The organism is Streptomyces sp. NPDC054956 (assembly GCF_053609185.1).
Window position 1 is genome coordinate 12,376 of record NZ_JBSGXB010000033.1, and the last position, 12,625, is coordinate 25,000.

Here is a 12,625-nt window from a genome sequence, read left to right on the forward strand (position 1 = left end):
TCAGCTCCTTCCGGCCGCGGCCGCGGCGGAGCCGGGGCGCGCGAGCAGCATGGCCGTCTGGAAGCCGCCGAAGCCGCTGCCGACGCTGAGGACGACGTCCATGGAGTGGTCGCGGGCCGTGATCGGGACGTAGTCCAGATCGCAGAGCGGGTCCTTGGTCGTCAGGTTGGCGGTGGGCGGGACGACCTGCCGGTCGAGCGCCAGGGCGCTGGCGGCCACCTCGATGGAGCCGATGGCGCCCAGCGAGTGGCCGACCATGGACTTGATGGAGCTGACCGGGATGTCGTAGGCGTGGTTGCCCAGGCTCCGCTTGAACGCGGCGGTCTCGTGCCGGTCGTTCTGCAGGGTGCCCGAGCCGTGCGCGTTGATGTAGCCCACGGCCGTCGGGTCGAGCTTCGCCTGGTCCAGGGCGACGCTGATGGCCTCGGCCATCTCCCGCCCGTCGGGCTTGAGACCGGTCATGTGGTACGCGTTGCTGCGTCCGGCGAAGCCGACGATCTCGGCGTAGATCCGGGCGCCGCGGGCGATGGCCGCCTCGCGCTCCTCGATGACCATGACGGCGGAGCCCTCGGCGAGCACGAAGCCGTCGCGCGTCCCGTCGAAGGGGCGCGAAGCGTGCGCCGGGTCGTCGTTGTTCGCGGTGGTCGCCTTGATCGCGTCGAAGCAGGCCGAGGTGATCGGCGAGATCGGCGCGTCGGTGGCGCCGGCGATGGCGACGTCGGCGGACCCCTCCTCGATGAGCTGGACGGCGTGCCCGATGGAGTCCAGACCGGAGGTGCAGCCGGTGGAGACCAGCGCGACCGGGCCCTCGGCCCCGACCTCCCAGGCGACCTCGGCCGCCAGGGTGGAGGGGATCATGTACCCGTACAGGTGCGGGACGCCGTACTCGTGGTCGACGAGCCACTTGCGGCCGCTGTCGGAGAGGGTGACGTACTCCTCCTCCAGCCCCATCGTGCAGCCGACGGCCGAGCCGATGGAGACGGTCAGCCGCTCGGGGGCCAGCGCGGAGAGCTCGATCCCGCTGTCCGCCACCGCCTCCCGGGCGGAGACGACGGCGAACTGCGCGGCGCGGTCCATCCGGCGGATCTGGCGCGGGGTCAGACCCGAGGCCGCCGGGTCGAAGTCGACCTCGGCGGCGACCTGCGAGCGGAACGCGCCCGCGTCGAACAGGGAGATCCGCCGGGTGGCGGTCCGTCCCCCGGACAGCGTTCCCCAGAACGCCTCACGGCCCACCCCGCCCGGCACGACCGTGCCGATGCCGGTGATGACGGCCCGTCGGGTCACTTGGCACCGCCGACATCGGGGTTGGCCTGCTCGGGACGCTGGGCGATCTCGGTGTCGACGTGGCCGTACTCGGGGCTCGGCGCGAGCGGCGAGAGGTGGAAGGCGCAGCGGGCCGTGGCATCGCCGACGTTGACCAGGCGGTGGCGCACGCCGATCGGGACGAGCAGCGAGTCGCCGGCGCCGAGTACGACCTTCTGGCCGTCCAGCGTCATCTCCAGCGTGCCGTCGATGACGTGCAGGAACTCCTCGGAGTACGGGTGGTAGTGCTCCGTGATCCAGTCGGCCGGGTCGAGGGTCATGACCCCGCCGAAGCCGGAGGTGCAGCCAACCGTCTTGGGGCTGAGGGTGACGCGGATGTCACCACCGCGCTTGGTGTTGGCCTCGACCTCGTCCGAGGTCACCTTCACAGTGCGAGAAATGGCGGTGGTCACTTGATCCGCCCTCCGTCCTTGGTCCAGATGTAGAAGGGCTCGGCCATCGCGTCCTTGGGCTCTTTCCAGTCCGGGTCGTAGGGTTCGACACACTGGGCGAGCTTGGTGTTGATGTCGTCGTAGAGCGGGTGGCTCCGAGCGCGGTAGAGGTTCGCGTTGATGTCCTCGTCGGCCTCCACCAGGTGGAAGTACAGGCCGTGGAACTTGAAGAGCGTGCGGCGGCTGACGCCGATCAGGTGCGGCAGGTCGGACTCGTCCGACTCGCCGAAGATCTTCGCGATGTCATCGGTCTTGTCCGGTCGCAGCTTGGCGACGATCAGAGTGCGATGCACGGTGGTCCCTCCCGAGAAGTCGGTGCCTGCGGGACGGAAGGTCTCACCGCGATCTGGAGGAAGGCTTGATACCACCTCCAGTGCCGGTGCAGCGCCCCGCGGCGAGGGCGGCGCGAGCGGGCCCCGAGCGGCACCGGGTTGGCTGCACGCGGACCGACCACCACAGCGGAGGACTTCGCATGCCGTTCGCAGCGATCACTTACGACGTCAAGCCGGGCTTCGAGGCGGAGCTCACCGAGATCTTCGGCAGCTTCAAGCGCGTCAAGGGCAACCGGGTCACGGACGCGTCGGGGGCGGAGGCCGGCACGCTGCTCGCCACCGCGGTCTTCCTGCGCGACGACACCCTGGTGCGCGTCATCGAGTACACGGGCGACCTGGACGCGGTCGCGCGCCACATGGCCGTGCAGCCGGGGGTGCGCGACTTCGAGGAGTCGATCAAGCCCTATCTGAGCAAGCCGCGCGAGACCGAGACCCCCGAGGGCTTCGTGGCCACCTTCAAGCGGAGCCTGCTGACCACGGTCGTGCAGTTCTCCAGCAGGGACCTGCCGGCCGCCGTCTGAGCCGGTACGCCTCCCCGCTTCACCCCACGCATGCCGACGGCGCGACGGCCGTACTGGAATCCAGTACGCGGCCGCCGCGCCGTGGTCGTTCCGCTGTCGCCGTGCACGCCGTGCACGCCGTGCTCAGATCGCCGCGACTCCCGCCGCGGTGAGCACCAGCGCCACCAGTGCCAGGGCCGTGCGCAGGTGGTGGAACTTGCGCCAGAGCGGGCGGGGATCCTCCCAGTCGGCGGGTATGACCGCGGGATCGGTGATCGACTTCACCCGCCTGTTGATCGGCACGTTGCACAGATGGGACACCCCGGAGACGCCGAGCAGCAGTACCGCGGAGGCCCCGAAGAGCGGCCGCCCGGTACCGCTGACGGTCACCGCCAGCACCGCGTTGACGAGCGTGCTGCTCAGTACGATGACCGGCATCGTGGGGTCCCAGTTCCGGCCCAGCAGCTTGTGCGCGTGGACGTAGGTGCCCGTCTCCATCGCGAAGAGCGCCGGAAGGACGCTCAGCGCGACGGCGAACAGGACTCCCGCGGTGACGCCGCTGCCGAGCAGGGCCAAGACACCCAGGACCTCGTTCATGACGACTGAGCCCCCACCGGGTGGGTCTCCACGCTCAGCTGCTGGACGCTGCGCATGATGGCGTTGCGGAAGTACTCCGCGAACCCCTCCGGCGTGGTGGTGTCCCGCTGCACCGCGAGGTACGGGGCCAGCTTGTCCTCGAGGATGTGGACGCCCTTCTGGGCGGCCATGTGCTTGCCGACCGCCGCGAAGTCCCCTTCGTAGTGGATGACGCGCACGATGTTGTCGTCCTTGACGAAGACGCCGGTGCCGAGCAGCCGGCCCGCCGCGTCCCCGCTGTCCCCCGCGAACTCGGGGGTGTCGACCCGCTCGAAGGCGGCGAAGATCTCGGCGATCTCGTCCTCGAAGCCGGGCTTGACCTTGTACGTGATGGCTGCGTAGGGCATCAGATTCCTCCGTCGACTTCGATCGTGGTGCCGGTGACGTACGCGGCGGAGTCGCCGGCGAGGTAGAGCACCGCCCCGGCGACGTCCTCGGGGGTGCCGAGCCGTCCCAGAGCGGTCAGCGCGGTCAGCTTGGCCGCCAGCTGCGGCGGCAGGCCGGCGCCCGGCTCGGTCTCGGTGACTCCGGGCGCGACCAGGTTGACCCTGATCCCGCGCGGGCCGAGCTCCTTGGCCAGGGCGCGCGTGAACCCGACCAGCGCGGCCTTGGACGTGCTGTAGTGCACGCCCAGCGGGCGGCCCCGCAGGGCCACGGAGGCACCGATGTTGACCACCGAGGCGCCGGGGGCCAGGGCGTCGAGCACGGACTGGGTGACCAGGTAGGCCGAGGTGGCGTTGTGGTCCAGGACCCGGTGCCACTCCTCCTCGGAGAGCTTGCCGAAGGGGACGTGCCCGTCGACTCCGAGGTTGTTGACCAGGACGTCGACGCCGCCGAGGCGCTCGAGCGCCGCCCCGGCCAGCAGCTGCGCACCCTCGCGGGTGGTCAGATCGGCCTGGACGAGCTCGTACTCGGCGCCGGCGGCTTCCAGTTCGGCGCCCAGGGCCTTGGCCCGCTCGCCGTCGCTGCGGTAGCTGGCGACGATCCGGGCGCCGGCCCGGGCGAAGGCCAGGGCCGTCGCCCGGCCGATGCCCCGGGTGGCACCCGTGATGACGACCCGGCGGCCGGCGAACGCCTCCGTCACCGAACGGCTCCGGCGCGGGGGGCGGTGGCGATCAGTGCGAGCAGCAGGCGGGGGGTCTCCGCCTCCGCCACCGCGTCGTCGTTCAGCACGATCCCGTACGTACGGTTGATCACGCTGGTGACCTGGAGCAGGGCGAGGGAGTCGTAGCCGAACTCGAGGAACGGCGTGTCCAGGGCTTGGTCGCCCTCGAAGGCCATGCCCTCCTCCGGCGCTCCGACGCATTCGAGCAGCAGCTCACCGAGCTCGGAAAGGGTTATGTCGCTCACGATGCTTCCTCTCAGGAGAATCAGTTGGCCCTTGCCAGCAGCGGGATTCCCGAGACGCCGGACAGCGCCGGGGTTCCCTCCAGGTCGAGCTGTGGCGAGGAGTCGAGAACCGCGCGGTGCAGGAACTCGATGCTGGGTGAGGGGTCGAGCCCCAGAGTCTGGTTGAGAGAGGCGCGCAGCTGCCGGTAGACCATCAGGGCGTCACTGCGCCGCCCGGCCCGGTAGAGCGCGAGCATCAGCTGCTCGTGCAGGGCCTCGTGCATGGGGTGCCGGGCCACGAGCCCGGACAGTTCGCCGATGAGCTCATGGTGACGGCCGAGCCTCAGGTCTGCCTCGATTCGGCGGTGAAGGACGCTCATGCGCGACTCGTCGAGCCGGGTGGCCTCGACCTCGAGGAGCACACCGCACTGGACGTCGGCCAGAGCGCGGCCGTGCCACAGGGACAGGGCCTGTCCGAAGTACGCGGAGGAACCGGCCCAGTCGCCCTGGTCGAGGGCGCGGTGGCCGGCCGAGGACAGGGCGTCGAACTCCTGGGCGTCGATGAGTCCGCCCTGGGTGTCCAGCCGGTAGCCGCCCGGCTCAGTGACCAGGACGCTCTTGGCGCCGCGGGGCAGTCCGGTACCGTCCGGCTCGTCGGCCAGCGCCGCGCCGATGAGGTGGCGGATCTGGAGGATGTACGTCTGCAGGGTGGTCTGCACGCTGCGCGGAGGGCTTTCGCCCCAGACCTCCTCCACGAGCGAGGCGACCGAGACGACCTGGTCGGCCTGGAGGGCGAGCAGCGCGAACACCTTGCGCGGCTTGACGGCCGTGAGGTGGAGGGGAACACCGGACTGGGTGGCGCGAAAGGGCCCGAGGACGCTGATGTCCATGCCTGAACAACTCCTTGTGGTTGGGGTGTCCGCCTGGCCGCCGGGGCGGCTCAGCTCGCCACCGGCGGAAGCGGCGAGACCGGGCCGTTCGCTGACACGGCGGTCAGCGCTTCCCCGACGAGCCGGGGCAGTTCGGCTCCGCGTACGAAGAAGTGGGCCCCTGCCAGGGTCCACATCCGGAACCCCGCCGTCGTACAGTCCCGCCACGCGGCGACCTCGGCCTCGGCGACCATCCGGTCGTCGGCTCCGGCGAAGGCCGTCAGGGGGCAGGGCAGCGGGTGGACCGGTGCGGACCGCAGGCTGCGGGCGAGCCGCAGGTCGGACCGCAGGGTGTCCAAGGTCATGGCCAGCCAGCCGGGCCGGGCGAGCAGTTCGGGCGGCAGGCTGCCCTCGTCCCCGAGCGCCTTGACGAGTTCCTCGTCGGGGGCGTCCGGGAGCAGGGCTCGGGCACCGTCGAGCACCGCGGACGGCAAATGGGGTGCGGGGCTGGCCCCCGCCATCACCATCAGGGGCGGGCGGCGCCCGGTGCGCACCCGGTGCTCCGCGAAGCGGTAGGCGACCATCGCGCCGAGGCTGTGCCCGTAGAAGGCGTACGGTTCGGGGCCGTCGAGGAGCTCCCCGAGGTCTTCGTCGAGCTCCGAGATCAGCTGGTCCCCGTCGGTGATCCGCGGTTCCCGCAGCCGGGATTCGCGGCCCGGCAGTCGTACGGGCAGGACGCTCACGCCCGGTCCGACGGCGCGCCGCCACCCCGCGAAGGTCATGGCGCCGGCGCCCGCGTGGTGGAAGCAGAACAGTCGGATGCCGCCCGGGGCGGCCGGTGGACGTACCGCGAGATAACGATGCACCCGAAACTCCCCTTCCCCTCGATGACCGCTTGGTCAGCTGCGGGATCAGAGGGTCACCGCCCCACCTCGCCCGTGGCTCAATTCCAGCTGGAGCGGGGGTCGTCGAGCACCGGCAGCAGGGGTAGTACGCCGCTGGATCCGTCCCTCTCGTCGAAGCCGGGGTCGTAGAGGGCGGCGCTGACGGTGTAGGACTCCACCGTCTGCCAGCTGTGGAAGGACCACTCCCATCCGGTGCCCGGGGTGCCGTCGGGCCGCAGCATCTGCACCCGCTGGTCGCGCGGTCCGAAGCCGAACTCGGTGAACCGGAAGCGCAGGCCCTGGCCGATGGCCTTGCTGTACGCCTCCTTGAGCGTCCACAGCCGCACCAGCTCGCGGTTGCGCTGCTCCTCGGGGACCTCCTCCAGCGCCTCGAGCTCGTACGGGGTGCACACCTGGCGTTCCGTGCCGAGTCCGAGCATCCGCCGGTCCTCGGACTCGGTGTCCACGCCGATGCGGCCGTACCTGCTCATGCCCACCACCAGCAGGCCTTCGGTGTGGCTGAGGCTGACGTCCAGCTGGTCGATGCCGCGCAGGTGCGGGCGCCCGCCGATCTTGTAGGCCAGTTCGAGCTCGCTGGGCCGCGCGCCGAGGACCGCGCCGGCGGCGGACTTCAGCAGCAGCCGCGAGGCGACGAACCGGGACCGGTTCTGCACGTGGGTCATCTGCTGCATGCGCCGGTGGTCGGGTCCGAGGTCGGCGGCCAGGTCCGGCGAGTCGAGGTCCGGCGGCAGCCAGTCGTCGACGGCCGCGTACACCACGCAGGTGCCGCGGTCGGCCATCTCCCGGCGTACCGGGTCCCAGGAGTGCGCCGGCCCGCGGTGGCGCAGCGGGCTCATCACCGGGTTCGCCGCGGCGCCCATCAGGACACCGGGAGCCCGGCGAGGCGCTCCACACGGTCGGCGAGCTGGAGGAAGGTGGAGGCGCCGGACATCACGTCGGGCAGGGGCAGGTCCCGCAGGGCGGGGTAGCGCAGTTCCAGCCGGCACTTGAGCTCGATCACCATGACCGAGTCCAGGCCCAGGTCGTCCTGGAGGTGGAGGTCGAGGACGGCCGGCCGCGCCGACGGCAGCCGGCCCAGCACCCGTTCGATCTCGTCCCACACCGCGTTCACCACAGCGGGATTGCTCATGTCGTCTCTCCGGGAGGTCTGGGAGCGGGGGCTGCTCAGCTGCCGATGGCGGTCGAGTAGAGGTCGTAGCTGCGGGCGTCGTCGAAGCGGTGCAGCAGTTCGGCGAGCAGGTGTTCCTCGCCGAGCGTGATGATCTTGGCCGCGGACTTGTCCAGCCGGCCCGCGATCCGGGTCACGGCCATCGCCGCCCAGACGGGGTCGGCGAGGAAGCCGGAGCCGTCCTGGTGGTGGCGCCACACGCCGAGACAGGCCGCGCCCGCGACGATCAGCGCGTACCGGTCGGCCATGGCGTACGCCCGCGGGCTCACGGGGTGTCCCCGGGGCTGTCCGGCCAGATCGGCGCAGGAGGACAGGAGTACGCGCAGCTGCTCGGTGAGCACGGCAGTGGACTCCGCGAGGACCTCCCCGAGTTCCCCGCCCGCGGACGCCGCGTGGCGCGCGGAGCACAGGAGCGAGGCGAGCAGGGAGTCGCTGCCGACCGGGGGCAGGGGGCCCTCGTGGTGGTACCCGGGCAGGTCCGCGTCGAAGGGCCGGAACAGGGAGGCGGGGGCTTCGTCGTCCGCGCGGGGCGCCACCTCGCCGAGCCGCAGCAGGTGGCCGACGATGACCGCCCGGCTGGAGGCGGTGCCCGCGCTGCCGAGGCCGATCATCGGCAGGTCGCGCGCCGTCTTCTGGAAGGTGCCGTAACTGCCGCTCCTGGCGTAGGACTCGGCTCCCAGCACGATGGAGAGGTCGTACACGGCCTCGTTGAGGACGGTCGGCAGCAGGTACTTGGCGACCGCGCCGAGCAGCCGGCTCTCGGCGGGCAGCAGGTGCACCGACCGGGTCGTGACGAGCGAGACGCAGTCGCTGATGAGCAGGTCGGTGAAGGCGTCCACCAGGGCGGTGCGCGTACGGGCCGTGTGCAGGGAGGCCCGGCTGCGGGAGCGGTGCGAGCGCGCGAAGGCCGTCGTCGTGCGCAGGGCGGTGTCCGCACAGCCCAGGGCCATGGACAGGCCGGTGCTGCGGGTCAGGGGGAAGGCCCGCTCGGCGAGCTGGGCGCCCGAGCCCGGCGCCCCGATGAGCAGTTCGCGCTCCAGGCGGTGCTCGTCGAACTCGAGCCCCTGGACCACGCAGCCGCGGATGCCCACGGTCCTGCGCCGCGGCAGCAGGCCGAGGTTCGCGCCGCCGGGGCTGTCGGGGCCCGGCATGAGGAAGGCGCTGAGCTCCCCCCGCGCGGCGCCCGGGGTGTGCGCGAACAGTACGAGCGCCTGCGCGGACGCCGCGCTGTTGAGGGCCTCCTTGCGGCCGGACAGCAGGAAACCCCCGCCGTCCGGCCGTGCGGTGAGCTGGTTGGCCAGGAAGTCGTTGCCCTGCGGCGGCTCGGGATAGGCGCACGCCATCCGGCCGCCGGCCAGCAGGAGTTCCGCCGTGTCCCGGCGCTGTTCCTGGGTCCCGTCGGCCCAGACGACGACCGAGGCCATGTACGACGTCAGCCCGTAGCCGAGGCCGAGGGCCGCGTCGCGGCGGAACACCGCGCGCAGCACGCGCGACAGCGCGTCCAGCCGGTCGAGCCTGCCGCCGAGCTCGCGCGGCACGAACTCCGCGTTGAGTCCGAACCGGTCGAGGAGCCGTTCCGCGGCGGGCAGCAGCCGGCCGCGGTCGTCGGCGGCGAGGAACTGCTCGGCGCCGAGGGGGTTTCCCGGATCCTCGAGATCCCCGAATTCGTGCTCGAGTCGTGCGATGCGTTCCTGAACGGCGGCCTCCGAGGAATCCGCCCTGTTCGTCACCGTCGTCATGGCTCTCTCCGTCCTCAGCATGCGGCCCACGGGACTCTGCTTAACCGGCGCGGCTCAAGAGGCCCTCAAGGTCTCCAGGTCAGGGTGGATCCCGTCGGCGCCACCGACCGGAACCGACTCCTGCCAGGGGGGCGGGGGGACAGCCCCGCCCCGGATGTACTGGAGGCGGTACTGGTCGGCCGGAAGCCAGAGGGATCCGTACGCCACCAAGGCGTTCCACACCGGCAGCAGGAGCCGCCGGACCACGATGTGGACGAAAGGGGGAGCGGGGGCTCTCGAAGCGGACATCGTCGCGTCCTTCCTCTGTTTGCAGGGAAGGACCACGGTCGTCCCCGCGCCTCGGCAGGGCCTCAAACAATCCTCGTGCGCACCCGCGCTCAAGTCGAACTCAAGCGACCCGTGCTGACATGCACAGAGGTTCCGCACGTAGGGAACAGGAGGAGGGCCGGCCGATGTCCCAGACAGAGCGCGGCCGACAGGTGACGCTGATGGAGCGGCTGACCACGACGGGCGATCCCTCCTCGTTCGAACGTGCGCTCGTGGCGTACGCACGCCACCGGCGGTCCGCCAAGGGGTTCGAGGAACTCGTCACCGCCGCCTGCGCCGACCGTCCCGGCAGCTACCTGCACCTGGACCGGTGGAGTTCACTGGACCGCCTGCTCCAGGTCGGGCACGAAACCGGTGAATCGCTGACGCAGCTGCAGGGCCTCGGCTCGGGAACGGACACCTCCTCCGAACTGATGGTCACCGTCGGGCGGATGGCCGTCCGCAGCAAGATCTCGGACGCCTCGCACCTCGTGCTGGTCCACGCCTGCCTCGAAGGCGATCCGAAGCGGTTCGAGCTCGACTTCGGGTCCCTGGTCGGGCAGTGCGTACCGGACAGCGGCTTCGGCGGGAGCGACCTGCTCCGCTCGGCCACCGCCCCCCGCACCTACACCGGGCTGCTGTGGTGGCTGGACCCCGAGGCCTGCGAGCGCGTGCGCCGCGGCGTCGGTTATCCGGACCGGCTGGCGAAGCTGGGGGCTTCCGCGCAGATCCAGGAAGAGACGGCCAGGCTCCTGCCGATGGCGTGAGGGCGGGCCCCACGCCCCCCGCGCGGTGTGCCGCGCGGCCCGGCTCCAGCGGAACTCCTCCCGTACTCGCTCCGGACTCCCCCGGCGCCCCCCCGCCGCTCCTGCGGGCCTCCCCCGGGACGGCACCCGCGTACGAGCCCCCTGCGAGCGGGCCGGAGCAGCATCGGAACATGGATGAGCCGACCGATGCGCAGCCTCGTTTCACCGTCCTTCGCGGGCAGCCGGACGCCGAGGAACTCGCGGCCCTGACGGCCGTACTGTGCGCCTGTCTGCGGGCGGCCCCGGACGGGGACGAGGCACAGGAGGACGCGGCGGCGACCGCGCCCTGGGGCGGCCGGCGCCGCCTGCGTCCCCGGGTCGGCTGGACGAACCACACCTGAGTTCGGGACCCACGGGCGACCGGATCGACGGCCGACGGGTCCCTGCGACGGCGATGCGTCCTCAGCGAGGGTCGAGTGTCCTTCGAGAGGGCGCACCTACGTTCCTGCTCCGGGCGGGAGCGCGGCACCCACGGCAAAGGGCGTGCCCGCTGCGCCCACCAGACATTGCCAGGGGGACCCGGAAATGACCGACGACTACCGCAGTTTCACCGAACTGATGCTCGAAAGAGTCCGGCAGACACCAGACCGCGAGGCGCTCGTCCTCGCGCCGGACAGCGACGAGACCGGCCGGGCCGTATCGGTGTCCTACCTCTCGCTCGACGCTTCCGCGCGCGGGCTCGCCGGCTGGCTCCAGGAGCGCGGCGCCGCCGGGGAGCGGGTGATGCTGCTGCACGCCTCGCGCCACCAGTTCGCCGTGTCCTTCCTGGCCTGTCTGTACGCGGGCGCCATCGCCGTGCCGGTCCCGGCGACCGGCGGCCGCAGCCACCACGAGGAGCGGGTGGCCGGAATCCTCAAGGAGTCGGCTCCCTGCGCCGTACTGACCGACGCCGCGCTGGCCCCGGGGATCTCCCGGATGCTGGCCGACCAGGGGCAGGGCCAGATCCCCTGCCTCGCCGCCGACTCCGTGCCGCAGCACCCCGAGTGGCGCCTGCCCGAACTGGGGCGCGACAGCGTCGCGTACCTCCAGTACACCTCCGGGTCCACCGGCAACCCGCGCGGGGTCGTCGTCACGCACGGCAATCTGCTCGCCAACCAGGAGGCGCTGAGGCGGATGCTCGGCACCGGTCCGGGCTCCCGGGTCGGCGGCTGGCTCCCGCTCCACCACGACATGGGCCTCGTCGGCCAGTTGCTGCACCCGCTGTGGCTCGGCGGCACCTCGGTGATGATCTCGCCCGAGGCGTTCGTGCGGCGCCCCGTGCGCTGGCTGGAGGCCATAAGCCGGTACGGGATCGAGGTCAGCGGCGCGCCGGACTTCGCGTACGGCCTGTGCGTGCGGCGGGTCACCGACGAGCAGCTCGAGGGGATCGATCTGTCCGGCTGGCGGATCGCCGTCTCCGGCGGGGAGCCGGTGTGCGCCGACACCCGCCGGGCCTTCCTCGACCGGTTCGCCTCCGCGGGGATGCGCCCCGAGGCGATGCGCGCCGCGTACGGCCTGGCCGAGGCCACCTTGCTGGTGGCGGGCGGGCCCGCCGACGGCGAACCCGTGACCGTGGACGCCGACGCGCTGGAGCAGCGCCGGATGCGCGACCCGCGGCCCGGCAAGCCCGTGCGCACCCTGATGTCCAGCGGTACGCCCGACAGCGCGACCGAGCTCCTGATCGTGGACCCGGACACCCTGGAGGTGCTCCCGGAGGGCCGGGTCGGCGAGATATGGGTGTCGGGGCCGGGGGTCGCGCAGGGCTACTGGCGGGACCGGGCGGCCACCGCCGAACGCTTCGACGTCTCCGCGGACGGCCTGGTCGGCCGGCTGCGGACCGGGGACTTCGGCGTCATGCACAACGGGAACCTGCACGTGACGGGCCGGCTGCGGGACATGATCGTGGTCGCCGGCCGCAACCTGTACCCCCAGGACCTCGAGCACACCGTGCAGCAGATCAGCGCCCTGTTCGGCACGGGAACGGCGTTCGCCGTACCCGGAGAGCGCGAACGGATCGTGCTCGTACAGGAGTTGCGTACGAACCAGCGCTACGCGCTCGACCTCGAAGCCATCGCCAAGGGCGTCCAGAACCGCATCGCCGAGGAGTTCGACGTCTCGGTGAGCGGGGTCCTGCTCGTGCGGCCCGGGACGGTGCGGCGCACCACCAGCGGCAAGGTGGAGCGGACGGCGATGCGCCGGCTGTTCCTCAACGGCCGTATCCGGCCCCTCTACCAGCACCTCGACAACGAACTGAAAGTACTGGCCGAGCCGTCGCACTAGGGGCACGGGGAAGTACGGCCCT

17 protein-coding genes are annotated in these 12,625 nt (G+C 71.8%); 4 read left to right on the forward strand and 13 right to left on the reverse strand.

What is annotated here, in order from left to right:
• The 3 genes from ACWGDE_RS09110 to ACWGDE_RS09120 are packed head-to-tail and all read right to left on the reverse strand — an operon-like array spanning window position 1 to window position 2,047.
• The gene (locus ACWGDE_RS09110; protein WP_453388343.1) at window positions 1-1,284 is read right to left on the reverse strand and encodes a beta-ketoacyl-[acyl-carrier-protein] synthase family protein; all 1,284 of its coding nucleotides are present in this window, start codon (window positions 1,282-1,284) and stop codon (window positions 1-3) included.
• Entirely contained in the window at window positions 1,281-1,715 is a 435-nt protein-coding gene (locus ACWGDE_RS09115; RefSeq protein ID WP_453388344.1) for a cupin domain-containing protein, read from the reverse strand. Before ACWGDE_RS09115 ends, ACWGDE_RS09110 begins: the two co-directional genes overlap by 4 nt.
• A complete protein-coding gene (locus tag ACWGDE_RS09120) occupies window positions 1,712-2,047 on the reverse strand; it encodes a TcmI family type II polyketide cyclase (protein ID WP_214948891.1) in 336 nt (111 codons plus the stop codon). The genes ACWGDE_RS09115 and ACWGDE_RS09120 overlap by 4 nt, the downstream gene beginning before the upstream one ends.
• 179 nt (window positions 2,048-2,226) lie before the next feature.
• Between ACWGDE_RS09120 and ACWGDE_RS09125 the strand changes: the two genes are divergently transcribed.
• Window positions 2,227-2,607, forward strand: coding sequence for a SchA/CurD-like domain-containing protein (locus ACWGDE_RS09125; RefSeq protein ID WP_453388345.1), 381 nt, complete (start codon window positions 2,227-2,229; stop codon window positions 2,605-2,607).
• A gap of 123 nt (window positions 2,608-2,730) precedes the next feature.
• Here ACWGDE_RS09125 and ACWGDE_RS09130 read toward each other — a convergent pair whose 3' ends face one another.
• The 10 genes from ACWGDE_RS09130 to ACWGDE_RS09175 all read right to left on the reverse strand — a co-directional run bounded on the left by ACWGDE_RS09130 (window position 2,731) and on the right by ACWGDE_RS09175 (window position 9,520).
• Window positions 2,731-3,183 (reverse strand): anthrone oxygenase family protein, encoded by a 453-nt coding sequence (locus tag ACWGDE_RS09130; protein ID WP_453388346.1) that lies wholly within the window; start codon window positions 3,181-3,183, stop codon window positions 2,731-2,733.
• On the reverse strand, window positions 3,180-3,569 hold the full coding sequence (locus ACWGDE_RS09135; RefSeq protein WP_453388347.1) for a SchA/CurD-like domain-containing protein: 390 nt from the start codon (window positions 3,567-3,569) through the stop codon (window positions 3,180-3,182). The genes ACWGDE_RS09130 and ACWGDE_RS09135 overlap by 4 nt, the downstream gene beginning before the upstream one ends.
• Window positions 3,569-4,306 (reverse strand): SDR family NAD(P)-dependent oxidoreductase, encoded by a 738-nt coding sequence (locus ACWGDE_RS09140; RefSeq protein WP_453388348.1) that lies wholly within the window; start codon window positions 4,304-4,306, stop codon window positions 3,569-3,571. The genes ACWGDE_RS09135 and ACWGDE_RS09140 overlap by 1 nt, the downstream gene beginning before the upstream one ends.
• Window positions 4,303-4,572: an acyl carrier protein gene (locus ACWGDE_RS09145; RefSeq protein ID WP_385341793.1), complete on the reverse strand. Its 270-nt coding sequence runs from the start codon at window positions 4,570-4,572 to the stop codon at window positions 4,303-4,305. The genes ACWGDE_RS09140 and ACWGDE_RS09145 overlap by 4 nt, the downstream gene beginning before the upstream one ends.
• Before the next feature lie 20 nt (window positions 4,573-4,592).
• On the reverse strand, window positions 4,593-5,441 hold the full coding sequence (locus ACWGDE_RS09150; protein ID WP_453388349.1) for an AfsR/SARP family transcriptional regulator: 849 nt from the start codon (window positions 5,439-5,441) through the stop codon (window positions 4,593-4,595).
• 50 nt (window positions 5,442-5,491) lie between these two features.
• Entirely contained in the window at window positions 5,492-6,286 is a 795-nt protein-coding gene (locus ACWGDE_RS09155) for a thioesterase II family protein (RefSeq protein WP_453388350.1), read from the reverse strand.
• Window positions 6,287-6,363: 77 nt separating this feature from the next.
• On the reverse strand, window positions 6,364-7,185 hold the full coding sequence (locus tag ACWGDE_RS09160; RefSeq protein WP_453388351.1) for a 4'-phosphopantetheinyl transferase family protein: 822 nt from the start codon (window positions 7,183-7,185) through the stop codon (window positions 6,364-6,366).
• Window positions 7,185-7,454, reverse strand: a complete 270-nt coding sequence (locus tag ACWGDE_RS09165; protein ID WP_453388352.1) for an acyl carrier protein — start codon at window positions 7,452-7,454, stop codon at window positions 7,185-7,187. Before ACWGDE_RS09165 ends, ACWGDE_RS09160 begins: the two co-directional genes overlap by 1 nt.
• Window positions 7,455-7,489: 35 nt before the next feature.
• Entirely contained in the window at window positions 7,490-9,232 is a 1,743-nt protein-coding gene (locus tag ACWGDE_RS09170) for an acyl-CoA dehydrogenase (protein WP_453388353.1), read from the reverse strand.
• 54 nt (window positions 9,233-9,286) lie between these two features.
• Window positions 9,287-9,520 carry a hypothetical protein gene (locus tag ACWGDE_RS09175; RefSeq protein ID WP_453388354.1) on the reverse strand — a complete coding sequence of 78 codons (234 nt, stop codon included), beginning with the start codon at window positions 9,518-9,520 and terminating at the stop codon, window positions 9,287-9,289.
• Window positions 9,521-9,684: 164 nt separating this feature from the next.
• Here ACWGDE_RS09175 and ACWGDE_RS09180 point away from each other — a divergent pair, with 164 nt between their 5' ends.
• From ACWGDE_RS09180 to ACWGDE_RS09190, 3 genes are all read left to right on the forward strand, one after another.
• Window positions 9,685-10,305 (forward strand): hypothetical protein, encoded by a 621-nt coding sequence (locus tag ACWGDE_RS09180; RefSeq protein WP_453388355.1) that lies wholly within the window; start codon window positions 9,685-9,687, stop codon window positions 10,303-10,305.
• A 170-nt stretch (window positions 10,306-10,475) separates the two neighbouring features.
• Window positions 10,476-10,685, forward strand: a complete 210-nt coding sequence (locus tag ACWGDE_RS09185; protein WP_453388356.1) for an acyl-CoA carboxylase subunit epsilon — start codon at window positions 10,476-10,478, stop codon at window positions 10,683-10,685.
• A 184-nt stretch (window positions 10,686-10,869) separates the two neighbouring features.
• On the forward strand, window positions 10,870-12,603 hold the full coding sequence (locus ACWGDE_RS09190; protein ID WP_453388357.1) for a fatty acyl-AMP ligase: 1,734 nt from the start codon (window positions 10,870-10,872) through the stop codon (window positions 12,601-12,603).
• The last annotated feature ends 22 nt before the right edge of the window (window positions 12,604-12,625 follow it).